This is a genomic window from uncultured Kordia sp., from assembly GCF_947489565.1.
Lineage (GTDB): Bacteria > Bacteroidota > Bacteroidia > Flavobacteriales > Flavobacteriaceae > Kordia.
In genome coordinates this window covers 1-16,186 of record NZ_CANLEA010000035.1, presented here as the reverse complement: position 1 = coordinate 16,186, position 16,186 = coordinate 1, and the positions used below count along the sequence as shown (strand labels likewise).

The window sequence follows — 16,186 nt, the reverse complement described above, 5'->3', positions numbered from 1 at the left end:
CACTTAAAAGGTAGGATTAATAGACGTTCAGTTGTCTTATATAAAGAGTAACTCTCTAATAATCAAAGATTACATCTAATATTTTGTTATATTAGTGCACTAACTAAACTAAAACATGATCAAAAAACTACGTAAAATTGCTATTTTAGCAGTGCTTTCTGCTACTCTTTTTTCTTGTGGAAACGATGATAATGATCCCACAACACCGGAGCCACCAACTTCAATGGATGACGACTATGTGCCGATTCCAACTTCGCCTGTAGTATTAGATATGGACGCTTTTCCATTTGCTACACTTTCAGAATACAGCTTTTTTGAAGGTGATATAAAAGACCAAACACCAGCATTAGGTGTCATTCCATATGAACCTATTTCAACTTTATTTACAGACTACGCCAAAAAGAAACGTTTTGTTTGGATGCCAAATGATGTGCAAGCAACATACGTTGATGATATGGAACTGATAGACATGCCTGTAGGAACGTTTTTAATAAAAACATTCTATTATGATAACGTACAACCGGGCAATACCACACGCATCATAGAAACACGTTTAATGCTAAAGAAAGCAGACGATTGGTATTTTGCTGATTATGTTTGGAATGATGCGCAAACAGAAGCTACATTTAGTCTCGATGGTTCATTTACCAATGTAGAGTTTATGGAAGCTGGCGAAATGAAAACGACAAATTATAGAATTCCTTCAGAAGTAGAATGCTTTACCTGTCATAAAAGTGGTACGGCTTCTGTTCCTATTGGGATGAAACCACAAAACTTAAATAGCATGTACGATTATGCTGATGGAACTGAAAATCAGCTACAAAAGTTCATCAACGAAGGATATTTAGAAGACAACTTACCTGCAACCATCAATACCGTAGTAAAATGGAGCGACGAAACACAACCTATCGATTTACGTGTACGCTCTTATATTGATATTAACTGTGCGCACTGTCATCAAGAAGGATCGCATTGTGATTACAGACCTGTGCGTTTTGCATTTCACGAATCTGGAGATCCTAATAACTTAGGAATTTGTATTGATCCTGATGAAGAAATTACTGGAATGATCAATATTGTAACACCTGGACTCAAAGAACGTGCGGTAATGTATTACAGATTGAATACAGAAGCGGAAGAATTTAGAATGCCATTACTTGGTAGAAGCATTATCCACAAAGAAGCTGTTCAAATGATTGGACAATGGATAGATGGAATTACCACCGAATGTGAATAAAAGACTATCAACTAAACTAAGGTTACGAACGTATTTAAAAATTCGTAACACAATAAAACCAACCAACCTATGAAGAAAATTACTTTACTAATATGCTTTTTTGCATCCTGTTTTTTTGCAGCTGCGCAAACTACGGTCGATTGTTCGGCTGGCGCTGTAAATACAACGTATTGTTATACAACAAATGATACAACCAGTTTTGTTTTTGTAAGTTCTGATGGATCAGATTTGCAAGTAACATTTAACGCTGGACAAACAGAAAACGATTGGGATGAATTGATCGTTTTAGATACTGACGGAACCGAACTTTATAACGGTTATGGAAATAATGGTGACTTAACAGGATTGACATTTCAATCAAGTGGAGATACCATTACAGTCATGGCAAATTCAGACGGAACCATTAGCTGTGATACTAACGGATACGTGCATTGGGATTTTGACGTAAACTGTGCAACTTGTACCAATCCTACAGTAACCTATACAGTGGTGGATGATTGTGCAACAAGCGGTGGATTTTTAGTAGATGTTAATGTTACGGACTTAGGATCGGCAACATCTGTAACGATTTCAGACAATCAAGGAAGTTCCAATCAAAATTTATCCAATGCAGGAACGGTTCTGTTTGGACCATTTGCCAATGCAACAGGTATTGTTATTACCATTGAAAATGATCAAGATGTAAACTGTGTTGTCAATAGTAATTCTATCACGCAAAGTAACTGTCCGCCACCAGGACCAGTTGGTGTTACTTGTGCTTCAGGATCTTCTACATTTCTATTCACAGAAGAATTTGACTCACCATCTGGATGGACAGGAGATTTGAATAGTGGAAATGGTTCTTGGGAAATCCCTGATGGAAATACTTCTGGAGGAACAGGACCAGATGCCGCTTTTAGTGGTGCTAACTTCATGAACTATGAAGCTTCTGGAAATACTTCAGCAACCGCTTCAGCCGTGAGTCCAGCAATCGATTTAACAACGGCAACAGATGGCGCAGAATTATCATTCTACTTACATGCGTACGGAGCAGATATGGGAACTTTAAATGTAGGAATAGGAACTTCTGCTTCTGGACCTTTTACAACAGAATTTACACTTTCAGGAGAACTACAAACAAGCGGATCTGAAGCTTGGGTTCCAGTTGGTGTAAATTTAGATTCATATTTAGGTCAAGTAATTTATGTAGAATTTAGTCATACAGGTACAGGAACTGGTTTTTCAGGAGATATGTCTATTGATTTAGTTCGTATTGAAACTTGCGGATCGTTCTGTATTGCACCTTCTAGTATAACAGCATCAGCTATTACACAAGATTCAGCAACCATTTCTTGGTCGCCTAACAGTGGAGAAACAGCTTGGGAATATGTAGTACAACTTGCAGGAACAGGAGCGCCAACAGGAGCAGGAACTGCTTCAAGTGCAACAAGTGTTAATGTGAATTCATTGAATGCAGGAACACCTTATGAAGTATATGTACGAGCTATTTGTGGAATAGACGCAAGTATTTGGGGCGGACCATTAAACTTCTCAACATTAGCGCCACCACCGCCAGCAGACTTTACAACATCAACGGTAAATACAAATGGTAGCCAAAGAGCTGCTGTTGATATGAATGGTGACTTTTTAGACGATGTAGTTTCTATTACTTCAACCAACGTAAATATCTTTTATCAGCAAGCTTCTGGAGGATTAAGCTCAACAGCAACAAATATTACCACCACAAATGCAGACAATACACCTTCTTGGAGTTTAGCTGCAGCTGATTTTGATCGCAACGGATTTACCGATTTATTATACGGTGGAGGAAGTGGAGTTACATTCATGAAAGCCAACGATACAGGAACAGGATTTACAGAAATTTCAGGATCAGAATATGTATTCTCGCAACGTTCAAACTTTGTCGATTTAGATCAAGATGGAAACTTAGATGCTTTTGTATGTCATGATGTTGATCCGAATGTATATTATATGAATGATGGAAGTGGAAACTTAACTTTTAACCAAGGTGGACTTGGAGATATTGCAGGTGGAGGAAACTACGGTTCTATCTGGATTGACTACGATAATGATAGAGACATGGATATGTTTATTGCAAAATGTCGTGGAGGTTCAACTACCATCAACATTAATGAATTACACGAAAATGATGGAACTGGAAGCTTTACAGAAGTAGCGTCTGCTGCTGGTTTAGCAGATCCGTTACAAACATGGTCTTCTGCTTGGGGAGATTATGATAACGATGGAGATATGGATGTTTTTGTGGGAGCTAGTTCTACAGCAGACGGAACACACAAACTAATGCGAAACAATGGAAATGGTACTTTTACAAATGTTACCGCTTCTTCAGGAATATTACCAGCATTAACCAATTTAGGAATTGAAAATGCTACATATGACTTTGACAATGACGGAAACTTAGACATCGCTTCTAACGGAAGTATTTTATTTGGAAATGGTAATATGACATTTACAGTATATGACAATGTAATTTCAGGAAGTAATGGTTCTTTTGGAGATTTAAATAACGATGGATTCATTGATGCAATCTCAGGAACGACTTTATATACCAATACTGGAAACAGTAACAACTGGGTAAAAATTACCACGACAGGAGTTGCAAGTAATATCAACGGAATTGGTGCTAGAATTGAAGTACACACTGCTTCAGGAACACAAATTCGCGATGTACGTAGTGGAGAAGGTTTCCGTTATATGAGTACATTAAATGCACACTTTGGTATTGGAACGGAAGATACAATTACTAATATCATTATTTACTGGCCATCTGGTACAGTTGATAATGTAGTAAATCCAGCAATCAATACACATCATGTAATTACAGAAGGACAAACTTTAAGCATTCCTGATGAAACGTTGGAAAGTGTTGCTATTCATCCAAATCCAGTTGGAAAAATCATGAACATCAACAGTCCAGTGAATTTAGTTGGTAAAATTGCAACGATCTTTAATATTGAAGGAAAGCGTGTACTGAACTTAAAACTAAAAGAACATTCAATAGATGTTTCTAAATTACAAACAGGAAACTATATCCTTCGTTTGGAATCTGATGGAAAAGTATTTACACAAAAATTCATCAAGCAATAAGAATTAAAACATACAACAATCATACAAAACTCCAATACTATTTTAGTGTTGGAGTTTTTTTATGGACTATTTATTCTCTCCAAGAATTATCTTTTTATGAATATAAATCGCCTTAAATACAATTAAAAGTCCATTGAAATAGGCTTTCTCAACTCATTCTCTAAAAATATTTTCAAAACTTTTTGTTATAAATAACACAAAAAGTGAAATGTTAAATTATGTCAAAAGCAACTATAGAGAAATAGTTGTAAGTGGTTGATAAATAATATTTTACAGGTCAATTGAAAATTGTTAAAACCAATAGTTAAAATTGAAACTATAAGTTTTAGCTATTATTAATTGATTTTAGTGATGATGATTTCGGTAAGTTTTTTTCATGCAGTCGTCCAAGTATCCATACTTCAATAAAAAAATTATTATGAAAAAGACAATTTTATCTATGGCACTTGTGGGACTTTTAGGTTTCACTTCTTGTAGCAGCGACGACGATGCTACAATTGTTAACAACAACACAAACAATGTTGTTCCTACAACAACATTTAGAGTAACACTCAAAAATGCAATCAATTATTTAAATGTAAAAACAATTGGTTCAGGTCCATTAACAACAACAGACGCAACGCATCAAGTATCGTTTAAAGCAACAAAAGGAACGTATGTAAGCTTTGCCAATATGTTTGCTCAAAGTAACGACTGGGTTTTTGCAACACAACCGCAAGGAATTAAATTATGGGATGGCGACACGCCATTAACAGGTGATATTTCAGACAATATCAATGTGTGGGATGCAGGAACAGAAGCAGATGAAGACTTCTTAAACAATTTCCCATCAACTGAATTTACTGCCCCAAATCAAACCGGACCTAACTCAGGAACACCAGATAGCAACCCTGCTTTTAGAAATACAGGAAGAAATATCCGAAATTATTTAACAGCCTATCTAGCGTATGATACTACTGCGAGAGAATTTACATTGACAATCACAAAAGCAAACAGAGAAGCTTTACACAATCCAGGATATGTAACACCAGGAATTTTGGTAGTACACACACAACCAAATGCCTTATTTGAAGAAGGAGCACCCGTAAGAGCAAATGGTTTAGAAAGTTTGGCTGAAGACGGTTCGCCGCAAGCAATTTATGACTGGTTTTCAGAAACAGGCTCAACAGGAGCTCCATTACGTCTTTCCTCTTCATATTCGGTACTTTCTCCTGGAATTGCCTACACACAAGGAGAGCAATCGCCATTCTTTACAAGAGGAGAAGTTGCTATTGCAGGTTCAGGATTAGAAGAACTAGCAGAAGATGGAAATGCTGATATCGCATACGAATACTTAAATGGTTTAGAAGGTGTAACTGCTGTAAAAAGTGCAGTTGGCGCTGCGCCAGGAGAATCTATTATATTTGAAATTGATGTAGAAGAAGGTAAAAGATTAAACTTTGCAACCATGTTAGTTTCTACAAACGATTGGTTTATCTCAAACAATCAACAAGGAATAGAAGTTTTCAATGCAGACGGAACGGTAAAATCAGACATCGTTATCTATAAAAACTACTTATACGATTCAGGAACTGAGTTTGATCAAGCAGTTGGTTTAGGAGATGGACAACCAATGAACGGAAATGTTTCCGTAGCAGCTGATGCAGACACTACTGTAAGACGTGTTACAGAATTAACAGATGTTCAATTTGGAAAAGGAACCATCAGTTCTCCAGCAGGAGTTACTCAAAACAATGACGACAGAGGCGGATACAACTTAATCGAAGTTACAGTAGAAGCCATTAATTAAATAATAACGATCAACATCGATGTTGTAAGTATGGCATAACCTACATAATTTTTAACAATTGATTGGTAAGTTATAGCCAGAAAAGTGAGTTGCAGTTTTGTAGCTCACTTTTTGTTTTTTTAGACATTTTAGATTGCTAGATTTTTAGACGTGTTAGTATTTAAATTAATTTGAGATAGGCATTTTAAAAAACATTCATAAATTCATGAAAAAAAGTAATGCCCACAAGAGTAAGCAACAATTTAAAATTCCACATTTAACATTCAAAACAACAAAGCCAAAAGTCTAAAAATCTAAGAGTGAAACGATCTAAAAGCGTAGCGATCTAACATCTAATACCCAAGACCAAACACCTAACAAGCTTTCTCCAAAACAACATCCAATGAAAATACATTCTTATGTGTCAAACGCTTGGTTTTTGAAAATACATCCATCACAATATCTTTTTCTTGCTGTATGATGTTAAAAACTTTCTCTAAGCAGTCATAATCCTTTGAAGTAAACTGCTTCATGCATAATATATAAGGCAAATCGTTTTGGCTTGTCAAATACCGAACACCAGCTTTGATGGCTGCTTGATGACCACGGTTTTTTTTGACATCAATAATTGAAATCGGAATACTAGCTTCTTCTTGAATTTCTTTCAAAAGCTCAAAAGTATTGTCAGTACTTCCATTGTTTACAAAACAAACATTCAATTTCTTCTTTTCTGTAAAAAGTGTAATTAACTTCTGTACTTCAATAGCTCTTTCGTCATTACGGAATATAATTAAAATTCCAATCTTCATAAGTATAGTAGGTTTAGGGGAATCAGGTGAAATTAGGGGGAAACGTGTTTTCTTTTTTTAAGTTTTATATTCAATACCGTCGAAATATTATGCAATTTCAAAATTTGTATTTACCTCTTTAGTTGAGGCTTTTTTTTTGCTTCTGTACGACCAAGCAATTTGTCCTAACTGACCAATGATTTTGATTGAATCTTTCATAGACAGCTTAGAACCATCAGCATGAATCCAACGTTTCAAAGGCTTCTCGCACATCATTGCTTTTGCTTTGTCCAATCCAAAATGTCTACGCATACGCATAAAAATCTCTACATCAAACAACCACTTCGTAATGAACTTCTTGTCAAACGCTAGATTGATTACATCTTTATGAAAAATCTTCGCGCCACATTGCGTGTCTTTAAAGTTCATGGACAGAATATTTCTAATAATCAAATTAATCGTCATACTAATAACTTTACGGGCAGATTCTTTGGTAATATTTGCGCCCATTCTGCTAATTCTAGAACCACTTACAATCTTAAAATCAGAATTCTCTATCGTAGAAACCAATTCGTCAAAATCTGCTAAATCAGTCGATAAATCTGCATCTAAAAATCCAATATAATCCAAATCAGCTCTCTGTGCCATATGCAACATTCCCAAACGAACAGCTTCTGCTTTTCCACCATTCTTTTCACAATCGTATACGGTAATAAAATCTTCTCTTCCTTTCTGTAAATCGTGCAAAACTTCTAACGTAGCATCTTTACTTCCGTCATTCACAAAACACAAATGATATCCAGAATTCTTGTCAATAAAATTGGTAAATTCAGTGCTTAACAAACGTTCTGCTTCGTTATAACATGGAATCACAACACCAACACATCTTTGCTGAATCATAACTGTATCTGTATGTGTGACTGCTGTATGTTTTGGAACACCAATCAATCGTTTCACACGAGCACAAACTTCATTCAAGCTCAATGGTTTCTTCATATAATCATTCACACCTAAATCAAAACCTTTCGTAATCATTTCATCATCGGTATTTCCAGATAATATCATAATTGGTGTATTATCTTGTCTATCTCTTCTAATATGTTGTACGATTTCCATTCCGGAAACAGTTGGCATATTCATATCTACAATTACTAAATCTGGCTGAAACATATCGTATAACTCAGCGCCTTTCAATGCGTTTGTTTCTGTGAGTACTTGGTATCCTAATTCCTGTAATCTACTTTCTAATGGAATTAAAACTAATTTCTGATCGTCTATGGCTAATATTTTCATCGTACTGTGTTTTTAATGATTCATATTCTTGTGTAATATTCAGTTGTATTTGTGTTGTTTTCTGAATGACTTACAGGTCAAAAGTAGTTGGGAATCGCAGACGATTTTGCCCAAAACACCTTAAACGAATCTATCTTTAGACGAAATGCAGTTTCCTTTAGTCCAATTAAAAAGTAGACCGTTTATCTTTATTTCATCGAAAAAAGCTTTTACAGTCAGTAGTTAAAATTGTAAGTAAATAGCTATATTCAATAAAAGAATAAAATACTTTTCATGAAAAAGACGACAAACAAACTATTACTACTAGCGCTACTTCTCGGAGTAGTGTTTCATGGTACGACGATCTTTTTCACCTTAGAAACCACTTATGACGCCTTAATTCATTTGTTCTTTGCCGATCATTATGCCAACAGTTGGTTTGAACCATGGAATTACAAATGGTACACAGGATTTACCGTAATGAGTTATCCGCCATTGGTACATCAATCTATCGGAGCATTATCGTTTATTGGTGGGCTAAAGTTTGGATTATTTGCGGTTGCCATTATTGCCGTCATACTCTTTATTACAGGAGTTTATCGTTTCTCCTTATTAATGACAGGAAACAAAAAAGTGGCAGGTTATGCAGCTATTTTAGCGGTTTTCTCGTCTTCTTTTGTAGAAACCTTGCACATATTTGGGCAATTGCCAAGCATCGTTGGAATTTCTATATTAATGCATGCCTTGCCAGAGATTTACCTTTGGTTAAAAACAGGTAAATACAAATACTTACTCACGTCGCTTTCGCTGATTGCTGTTACAGTAACTTCACATCATGTAACGCCAATCTTCGGAATGGTATTCTTTATCTTTCCGTTGATCGGAATGGCAATTATGGATGCTGCACGTGCACAAGTCAATTCGATAAAAGAAATCACACTTTTAGTCTTTTGGAGAAACTTTAAAAAGCTTTTTAAACGCATCGTTTTATTTGGAATGTCTTCTTTGGCGATCATTGTCGGATGTATTTTACCGTATTGGATCAACTCCAAAAACAATCCGATTACGCAAGTGCCCATTCCACACGGTTCGCGCGATCATTTCTTGGAAATTACGTCATCTGGATTGGTATTCTTTCTAATTCCGTGGGGAATTTTACTGTTCCTATTACCATACATTTTCTATAGATACTACAGCAAACGGTATTTGTTTTTCGGTTTGTCCATCACCTTATTATTTATATTAGGAACAGGTGGCACAACTCCGATTCCACGTATGATTTTGGGTGAAACGGCTTTCAATATCTTAACCTTAGACAGATTTACATTATGGGCTTCCATCATGTCGTTGCCAATCTTTGGCGAATTTATCTATCGTTTCGCAGAAGCAGATTTAAAAACGTTTTTTCAAGAAAAATTTGGCGCTATGTATCACAGAATCATTGGTGGTGCTTTGGCAGCGTTGTTTGTATTCATGACCATTTTTACCATGAGTTTGGGATATTTTAGACCATCGCAACCAGAAAAAATAAACATGTTACCCATTGTCAATTTTCTCAATCAAGATCAGCACGATCAATGGCGATACTTAACGCTTGGTTTTGGAGATCAAATGGCATGGTTGGCAGCACAAACCAATGCATTATCGGTAGATGGAAACTATCATTCAGCACGTCGTTTGCCTGAACTCACAACAAGACCGATAGAACGTTTAGAAAACTCAAAATTTAAAGGAGTAGCCGGCATTGGTTCGTTGCAACAATTCTTAACAACACCTGAAAAATATAACCTAAAATACATTTTCTCGAATGACAAATTCTATGATCCTATTCTCTATTTCTGTGGCTGGCAACGCTTACCACAATTGGAAAATGGGGTCATGGTTTGGGAAAAGTTAAACGTTCCGCCATTATCTTCCATTTTACCAAAAGATGAGGTAGCAACTTGGCAAAAACTAGCTTGGGGAATTATTCCATTTATGACTTTGATATTGGCTTTTTTGTTGAACATTCAACCAATCTTTCTAAGATATATTCAGCGAAAGCGAACCGATGCTGAAGAGTATTTACAATACCATAAAAGCTACACTAAATTTTCTAGTAGACTTGTGAAAATCAATCATATTTGGGCAATCATCTTAATCGGAATTTTAGCATTTGGAAGCTATCAATTCTACATCAAAAACGATTCGCAACGTTCGCCAGAAAATGTAGTAAAAGCCTATTACGACGCACTCGATTTCAAAGAATTTGAAAAAGCACACAGTTTAATCAATCCAGAAAATAAGATCACTATTGCACAGTATATGCTAGAAATCTCTTCCACAGATGGTTTGTTAAGTTCATATGCAAAGTTAGATGCAATAGAAACGAAACTAACAACGAAAACCGATAGTTTGGCAACCTTAAAAGTAACTACAAAGTGGATTACACCTTTAGAAAGAATTGAAAAATCAGATTATAAAACGGTTGTAAAACGCAATGGGAAATGGTATTTAGAAGCTGAAACTATCGAAGCCGATTTGCCGCCAGATCAATTATATTCAAACAATAAAACCGCCTATTACAATCACGGAAGAAGACGTATTACGACCGAACAAACCTATCATGAAGATGTCTTAAAACAACCTGTTTTAGAGATTATCACAGCAAAATTGGTCAAGCATAATGGACATTACGCCATTGTTGGTGAAGTGCAAAATATAGACAATGTGCCAGCCGATGTGGTGCTCAAAGGAACACTTTATAACGACAAAAATGCAGCATTAGCAACGTACAATGCAAAATACCATATGAAGCACAAACTCATGCCGAAAGAAGTGACTTCGTTTCGTATCAACTTTGAAGGTATTGCGTGGTCAAAAACCCAAGATTCCATTCCAGAAACCTTCAATCCTGATGAGTTTACGCCGGTAGATTTAGCAGATGCACCAACCAAATTTAACTTACAAGCTGCGGGAAATGTTTCCGGTTCAGATCTATATAAAAATATTGTACTAAGCGAACTAGATATTAACCAAAAAACCATCCGTGGAAACCTGTTCAATAGTGGATTGCAAGAAATTACGGTTCCGCAAGTATTGGTTTCGTATTATGATGAAAATCAACAACTTTTGTGGGTAGATCATTTGTTTTTAGACAAAGCCATTCGTCAACAACGCAAGCAGCCATTTCAGTATCAAATCTTGCAAAATGAACAAGTGGAAATCATCAGTACAAATATGGAAAACTGTTATGTAAACGGTTTGCCAAACGAAGATATATCAAACAAAATCATCCCAAATAGAAAAAACAACAACGTATTACAAAACATTTCGCATCCGCTGTACAGTCAGGTGAAAATTGAGTTGAATGCGTATATCGGAAATCCAAAATGAAAAAATTAACATACATACTATACTTTTTAGTTTTTGCGTCAAGCGCGAATGAACTCTCGGCAGCCACTTCCGACGTAATTCAACTAGAAACAACACAACAAGAGTTCACGGCAGGCGAAACGGTTGTCTTGATATTTTCAGGAACGCAAGATGCTTCTATTCAATTGTATTGCGCCAACAGTTATGGAACGACATTGATCAGTCCAACCATAAAAAATGAGCAATTACACTACAGAATTCCAACACAAATATGTGCTAAAACTGGCGTTGTCAATTGGAAATTACTAGACAAAGCAAACACACTTTCAGGAACATTCAATATTCGCTCACAAACAACTCCAGTTTCTATGGAAACCTATGTTGGTCCGCCAAGTATTGAAGCTGGTGAAAGAGATTATACGATGTTAGTGGTGATTCCAACTGATGCTTTGGACAATCCTGTAAAAGAACATACAGAAGTTGCCGTAAAACGTCAATTTTTAACCAATGAGCAACAAGAAACGATTCAGACAAAAAACCTAATTGCGTATCAACGAATCTATGCGCCTTCAAAAAGTGGCAGAATGTTGTTAGCAACCGAATGTATGGAACTCAACTCAAAAGAATATACGGTAAATGTCATGCCTGCAATTGCTAGCGATTTTGAAATTTTTGCCAAAAGTCCACACAAATACGCTGATGGAAACCAAATTACAACGTTGACGACTTCTGTGTTGAGAGACGAAAACAATAATATTGTGAGTGATGGAAGTTATGTAGAATTTCTCATCACAAATACCGATGGAAATCTTTTAAAAACTGCAGGAATGACCATTGATGGCGTGGCAACTGCAAAAATGATTCATCCGGATCATGCAGAAACTTGGACGGTAAAAGCATATGTTGCTGGAATTTCGGAAAGCAATACCATTTCATTGACCTATGCACAAGTGATAGAAGATTTTACTGTGAAGTTTTCTGAAAACAATAGAAACATAACTATTGGTCCTTTGCAAAGCTTTATGAAACAACTAATTCCAGATGGTTTGCAAGTCAAACTGAAAATAAGTCAAAACGGCAAAACAATCGAAACCGATATCAAAGAATCGCGTGATGGCTTTGTGAATTTTGAATTGAATTCGAACATTTTTAGTAATGGAAACTATGATATTGACATCACAACGGCTGGCATTACAAAAACATTTAAAGCAAGAAAACTATGGTAAAAGCAGACAAAAATATCATCCGTAGCTTTTTGGTGTTGACGTATATTGTCATCATTTCCATGCTAATTTTCTTAATTAGCAGCGCGTTTACTTATTTAAACACAGGTGCCGACAGAAGCAAAATGCTGCATACAGAAGTTAAAAAGGCGGAAGTTTATTTGCCCAAAATGAGTTGGACAAACGATGGTAATGAAGGTCGAAAATTGGACGCGCAAACCTTACTAAAAATTGAAAACGATTATTTAGATGCTTGGTATGTAAAACAAGTGGCGTATAAAACCAATCAAACCACAGGAATTGACGATTATTATACTGAAAGTGCGCGTAAGAATATTGTAGACTTTATAAGGGAAAATCAGCAGCAAAATATTGTTGTGGATGCTACAACTCTTTCGCACCAACCAAATATTGAATTCTTTAGTGCAGATGGACAACTCATTGTGTTGAAAGACGAAAATGTAGTGGAATACAAGCAGTTGTACAAAGATGGAAAATTCATCATGGAAACTACGGAAGTTGCCAATTACAAAGCAGTTTTGCTTTTGGAAGATGGTTTTTGGCGTGTGCGTCATTTGGTGAAAGAAAGTGTAAAATCAATTGTGGAATCTTCGGAAACAAAAGCAGTCTCCAACTTGAATATGAAGGGAATCAATTACTATCCGCAGGCGACACCTTGGGACATGTTTGGCGATCAATTTGATATCGGAATCATTCAAAAAGACTTTGATCTTATGAAAGATGCTGGTTTCAATACCATTCGAATTTTTGTACCATATGAAGATTTTGGAAAATCCAATGTAAAAGAGGAAAAGCTTCAAAAAGTAGCACAAGTGTTAGATGCTGCCGAAACCAAAAAACTCCAAGTTGTGCTGACACTTTTTGACTTTTATGGAAACTATGAAGTATTAGATTGGACATTGACGCAGCGACATGCTGAAACGATTGTTTCCGAGTTTAAAAATCATCAGGCAATCTTGGCTTGGGACCTAAAAAATGAACCAAACTTAGACTTTGAATCGCGTGGAAAAGAAAATGTATTGGCTTGGTTAGATAAGATGATTTCTTTGGTAAAATCGATTGACAAACAACACTTCGTCACGATTGGTTGGTCCAATACGGAAAGTGCTCATTTATTACAAAACAAGCTTGATTTTGTGTCTTTTCACTATTATAACGCTGCTGCAGATTTTGCTCAGAGTTACACAAACTTAAAATCGAAAATCAACGATAAACCAATTCTTCTTGGAGAATTTGGGCAATCGTCGTACGGTGGATTTTGGAGACCTTTTGCTGGTTCGGAGAAAAAGCAAGCTACCTATTATCAGGAAATGAAAAGCATTTTAAAAGCGGAAAACATTTCGTATTTAGCCTGGACGTTGTATGATTTTGAAGACATTCCAAGTTCAGTTGTTGGAAGTCGTCCTTGGCGTACCAATCCGCAGAAAAAGTTTGGAATTATTGATACAGATGGGAAGAAGAAGGCTGCTTTTGAGTTTGTTGTGGAATGATGTTAGTTTTTGGATGTCATTCTTCAAAAGTATTAAGTATTCAGATGTGAGTATTGAGAAGTTTCAAACAGAAGCTCCTGTGTAGACAAGAATCCATAATACATCATATTTCGATTTCGCTCAATATTCGTGCGGAATGACACAAGAGTAACGTCATGTTGAACTTGATTCAGCATCGCATAAGAGCGAGAAAAAATCTAAAAGCGAAGCGATCTAATATCTAACAGCGTAAGCGGTCTAACAGCAAAGCGAATCTAATAATAAAACATTTTAAACTAAGAAATTAGTTTAAACTAAATATTTAGTTATATTTGAATGCAATCAAAAATATAAATTGAATATGTATTCAAAAGCGATCAGTAAATTATTTCTTGTATGTGTTTTAATAGGAAGTTTGTGGAGTTGTTCAAAAGCTCCAAAAACTATAAAAACCATAGAATTTTCAACAGATTATAAATTCAATACACAAATTCAGGAAAAAGTAGAAAAGGACACTGTTGCTTGGAAATATCAAATATCTGCAGCCGATTATGCAACTAAAGGTGACTATAAAAATGCGTTACAACAATGGGATTTGGCAATGCGCGGACGTGATAGAAACTATTCGACTTCTCAAATAGATTCATTGCAAAAATTATATACGGTTGTCAATGCAAAAGAATTTATTATTGCAGAAGCTGCAAAACATCAAGTTGTCATTATCAACGAAGCACATCACAATTCCATGCATCGTATGTTTACAAAATCGCTCTTAAAAGATTTATACGATCAAGGATATCGTTATTTGGCATTGGAAGCATTGGCAAATGGAGCCGATTTGGATGCAGATTTAAACACTCGGAAATATCCAATTCAAAAAACTGGGTATTATACCAAAGATCCACAATTTGGGAATATGATTCGAACAGCTTTATCACTTGGTTTTCAAGTTGTTTCTTATGAAGCAACAGAAAATGTAAATGGTAAAGAGCGTGAAATTGCGCAAGCCAAAAATCTTCAAGAACTTATAGAAAATGATCCAAAAGGAAAGTTTGTAATTCACTGCGGATTTGATCATGTGTTGGAAGGAACACATCGTTCTTGGGAAAAAGCAATGGCAGCACGTTTAAAAGAATACACAGGAATTGATCCGTTGACGATTCATCAAGTGTTGTATAGTGAAAAAGGAAATTCAACATACAATCATCCGATGTTAAAAGCGTTTAATGTGGCAACTTCTTCCGTTTTGATCGATAAAAATAAGCAGCCTTTTAAATATACACGTAGAGAAAGTTGGTCAGATATTGCCGTTTTTCATCCAAAAACAAATTACAAAAACAACCGACCAAATTGGCTTTTTACGAATGGAAATCAACAAATAACGATTGATCTACAAACAGTTGAGTTAGATTTCCCTGTGATGGTTTTAGCCTATAAAAAAGGAGAAGACATCCAGACTGCAGTTCCTGTGGATATTGCGGAAGCAAAAAGTAAAACATCTGTTTGTGAATTAGGTTTGAAAAAAGGGAAATACGAAATTGTTGTTACCAACAAAACAAAGACAATTATGTTTGAAGAAATTGTAGAGTAGTTGTTGGGAAAGAGCCAAGACTTTTAGAGTCAAGAGTCAAGATGTTTTCTTAGAAAGCTTTTACTCTCAAAGTAGATCTCGATACAATTTTTCTTCATTTTATTACGAAAAATCACTCGATCTGACGGTTTGGTAATACACAAAATTTCGTCATACTTCCATGCAAAGACGTTTCAAATAAAAACGTTAGTGCGAGTTTCCGAACTCGTGCCGATAAAGCTTGAAAAGTATTGAGTATTTAGATGTGAGTATTGAGAAGTTTCAAATAGAATAATGTAGTTTCAAATAGAAAATTCTGTGAGTACTTCAAAGTGGATTCCGCAATAAATGCGGAATGACACAAGAGTAAACATTC

Annotated in this window: 9 protein-coding genes; 7 read left to right on the top strand and 2 right to left on the bottom strand. The window is 35.7% G+C overall.

Annotated elements, in window-relative coordinates; translation table 11 throughout:
• The first annotated feature begins 115 nt into the window (after positions 1–115).
• The 3 genes from Q0845_RS26740 (at position 116) to Q0845_RS26730 (ending at position 6,134) form a co-directional block, all read left to right on the top strand.
• A complete protein-coding gene (locus Q0845_RS26740; protein WP_298520837.1) occupies positions 116–1,237 on the top strand; it encodes a hypothetical protein in 1,122 nt (373 codons plus the stop codon).
• Positions 1,238–1,306: 69 nt separating this feature from the next.
• Entirely contained in the window at positions 1,307–4,345 is a 3,039-nt protein-coding gene (locus tag Q0845_RS26735) for an FG-GAP-like repeat-containing protein (RefSeq protein ID WP_298520835.1), read from the top strand.
• A gap of 418 nt (positions 4,346–4,763) precedes the next feature.
• Entirely contained in the window at positions 4,764–6,134 is a 1,371-nt protein-coding gene (locus Q0845_RS26730) for a spondin domain-containing protein (protein ID WP_298520831.1), read from the top strand.
• A 353-nt stretch (positions 6,135–6,487) separates the two neighbouring features.
• On the opposite strand, the gene Q0845_RS26725 is transcribed toward Q0845_RS26730, so the two are convergent.
• Both Q0845_RS26725 and Q0845_RS26720 read right to left on the bottom strand, forming a co-directional pair.
• Positions 6,488–6,922, bottom strand: coding sequence for a glycosyltransferase (locus Q0845_RS26725; protein WP_298520828.1), 435 nt, complete (start codon positions 6,920–6,922; stop codon positions 6,488–6,490).
• A gap of 87 nt (positions 6,923–7,009) precedes the next feature.
• Positions 7,010–8,194: a response regulator gene (locus Q0845_RS26720; RefSeq protein WP_298520825.1), complete on the bottom strand. Its 1,185-nt coding sequence runs from the start codon at positions 8,192–8,194 to the stop codon at positions 7,010–7,012.
• A gap of 273 nt (positions 8,195–8,467) precedes the next feature.
• Between Q0845_RS26720 and Q0845_RS26715 the strand changes: the two genes are divergently transcribed.
• From Q0845_RS26715 to Q0845_RS26700, 4 genes are all read left to right on the top strand, one after another.
• A complete protein-coding gene (locus Q0845_RS26715; protein ID WP_298520822.1) occupies positions 8,468–11,548 on the top strand; it encodes a hypothetical protein in 3,081 nt (1,026 codons plus the stop codon).
• Entirely contained in the window at positions 11,545–12,753 is a 1,209-nt protein-coding gene (locus Q0845_RS26710; RefSeq protein WP_298520820.1) for a hypothetical protein, read from the top strand. The genes Q0845_RS26715 and Q0845_RS26710 overlap by 4 nt, the downstream gene beginning before the upstream one ends.
• Complete coding sequence (locus Q0845_RS26705; RefSeq protein ID WP_298520817.1) at positions 12,747–14,261, top strand: cellulase family glycosylhydrolase; 1,515 nt, start codon at positions 12,747–12,749, stop codon at positions 14,259–14,261. Before Q0845_RS26710 ends, Q0845_RS26705 begins: the two co-directional genes overlap by 7 nt.
• A 340-nt stretch (positions 14,262–14,601) precedes the next feature.
• Positions 14,602–15,831 carry a hypothetical protein gene (locus tag Q0845_RS26700; RefSeq protein ID WP_298520814.1) on the top strand — a complete coding sequence of 410 codons (1,230 nt, stop codon included), beginning with the start codon at positions 14,602–14,604 and terminating at the stop codon, positions 15,829–15,831.
• The last annotated feature ends 355 nt before the right edge of the window (positions 15,832–16,186 follow it).

What these genes read in the sequence shown, in the direction of transcription:
- Q0845_RS26740 (WP_298520837.1), top strand. Translation starts at nt 116, where the DNA reads ATGATCAAAAAACTACGTAAAATTGCTATTTTAGCAGTGCTTTCTGCT.
- Q0845_RS26735 (WP_298520835.1), top strand. Translation starts at nt 1,307, where the DNA reads ATGAAGAAAATTACTTTACTAATATGCTTTTTTGCATCCTGTTTTTTT.
- Q0845_RS26730 (WP_298520831.1), top strand. Translation starts at nt 4,764, where the DNA reads ATGAAAAAGACAATTTTATCTATGGCACTTGTGGGACTTTTAGGTTTC.
- Q0845_RS26725 (WP_298520828.1), bottom strand. Translation starts at nt 6,922, where the DNA reads ATGAAGATTGGAATTTTAATTATATTCCGTAATGACGAAAGAGCTATT.
- Q0845_RS26720 (WP_298520825.1), bottom strand. Translation starts at nt 8,194, where the DNA reads ATGAAAATATTAGCCATAGACGATCAGAAATTAGTTTTAATTCCATTA.
- Q0845_RS26715 (WP_298520822.1), top strand. Translation starts at nt 8,468, where the DNA reads ATGAAAAAGACGACAAACAAACTATTACTACTAGCGCTACTTCTCGGA.
- Q0845_RS26710 (WP_298520820.1), top strand. Translation starts at nt 11,545, where the DNA reads ATGAAAAAATTAACATACATACTATACTTTTTAGTTTTTGCGTCAAGC.
- Q0845_RS26705 (WP_298520817.1), top strand. Translation starts at nt 12,747, where the DNA reads ATGGTAAAAGCAGACAAAAATATCATCCGTAGCTTTTTGGTGTTGACG.
- Q0845_RS26700 (WP_298520814.1), top strand. Translation starts at nt 14,602, where the DNA reads ATGTATTCAAAAGCGATCAGTAAATTATTTCTTGTATGTGTTTTAATA.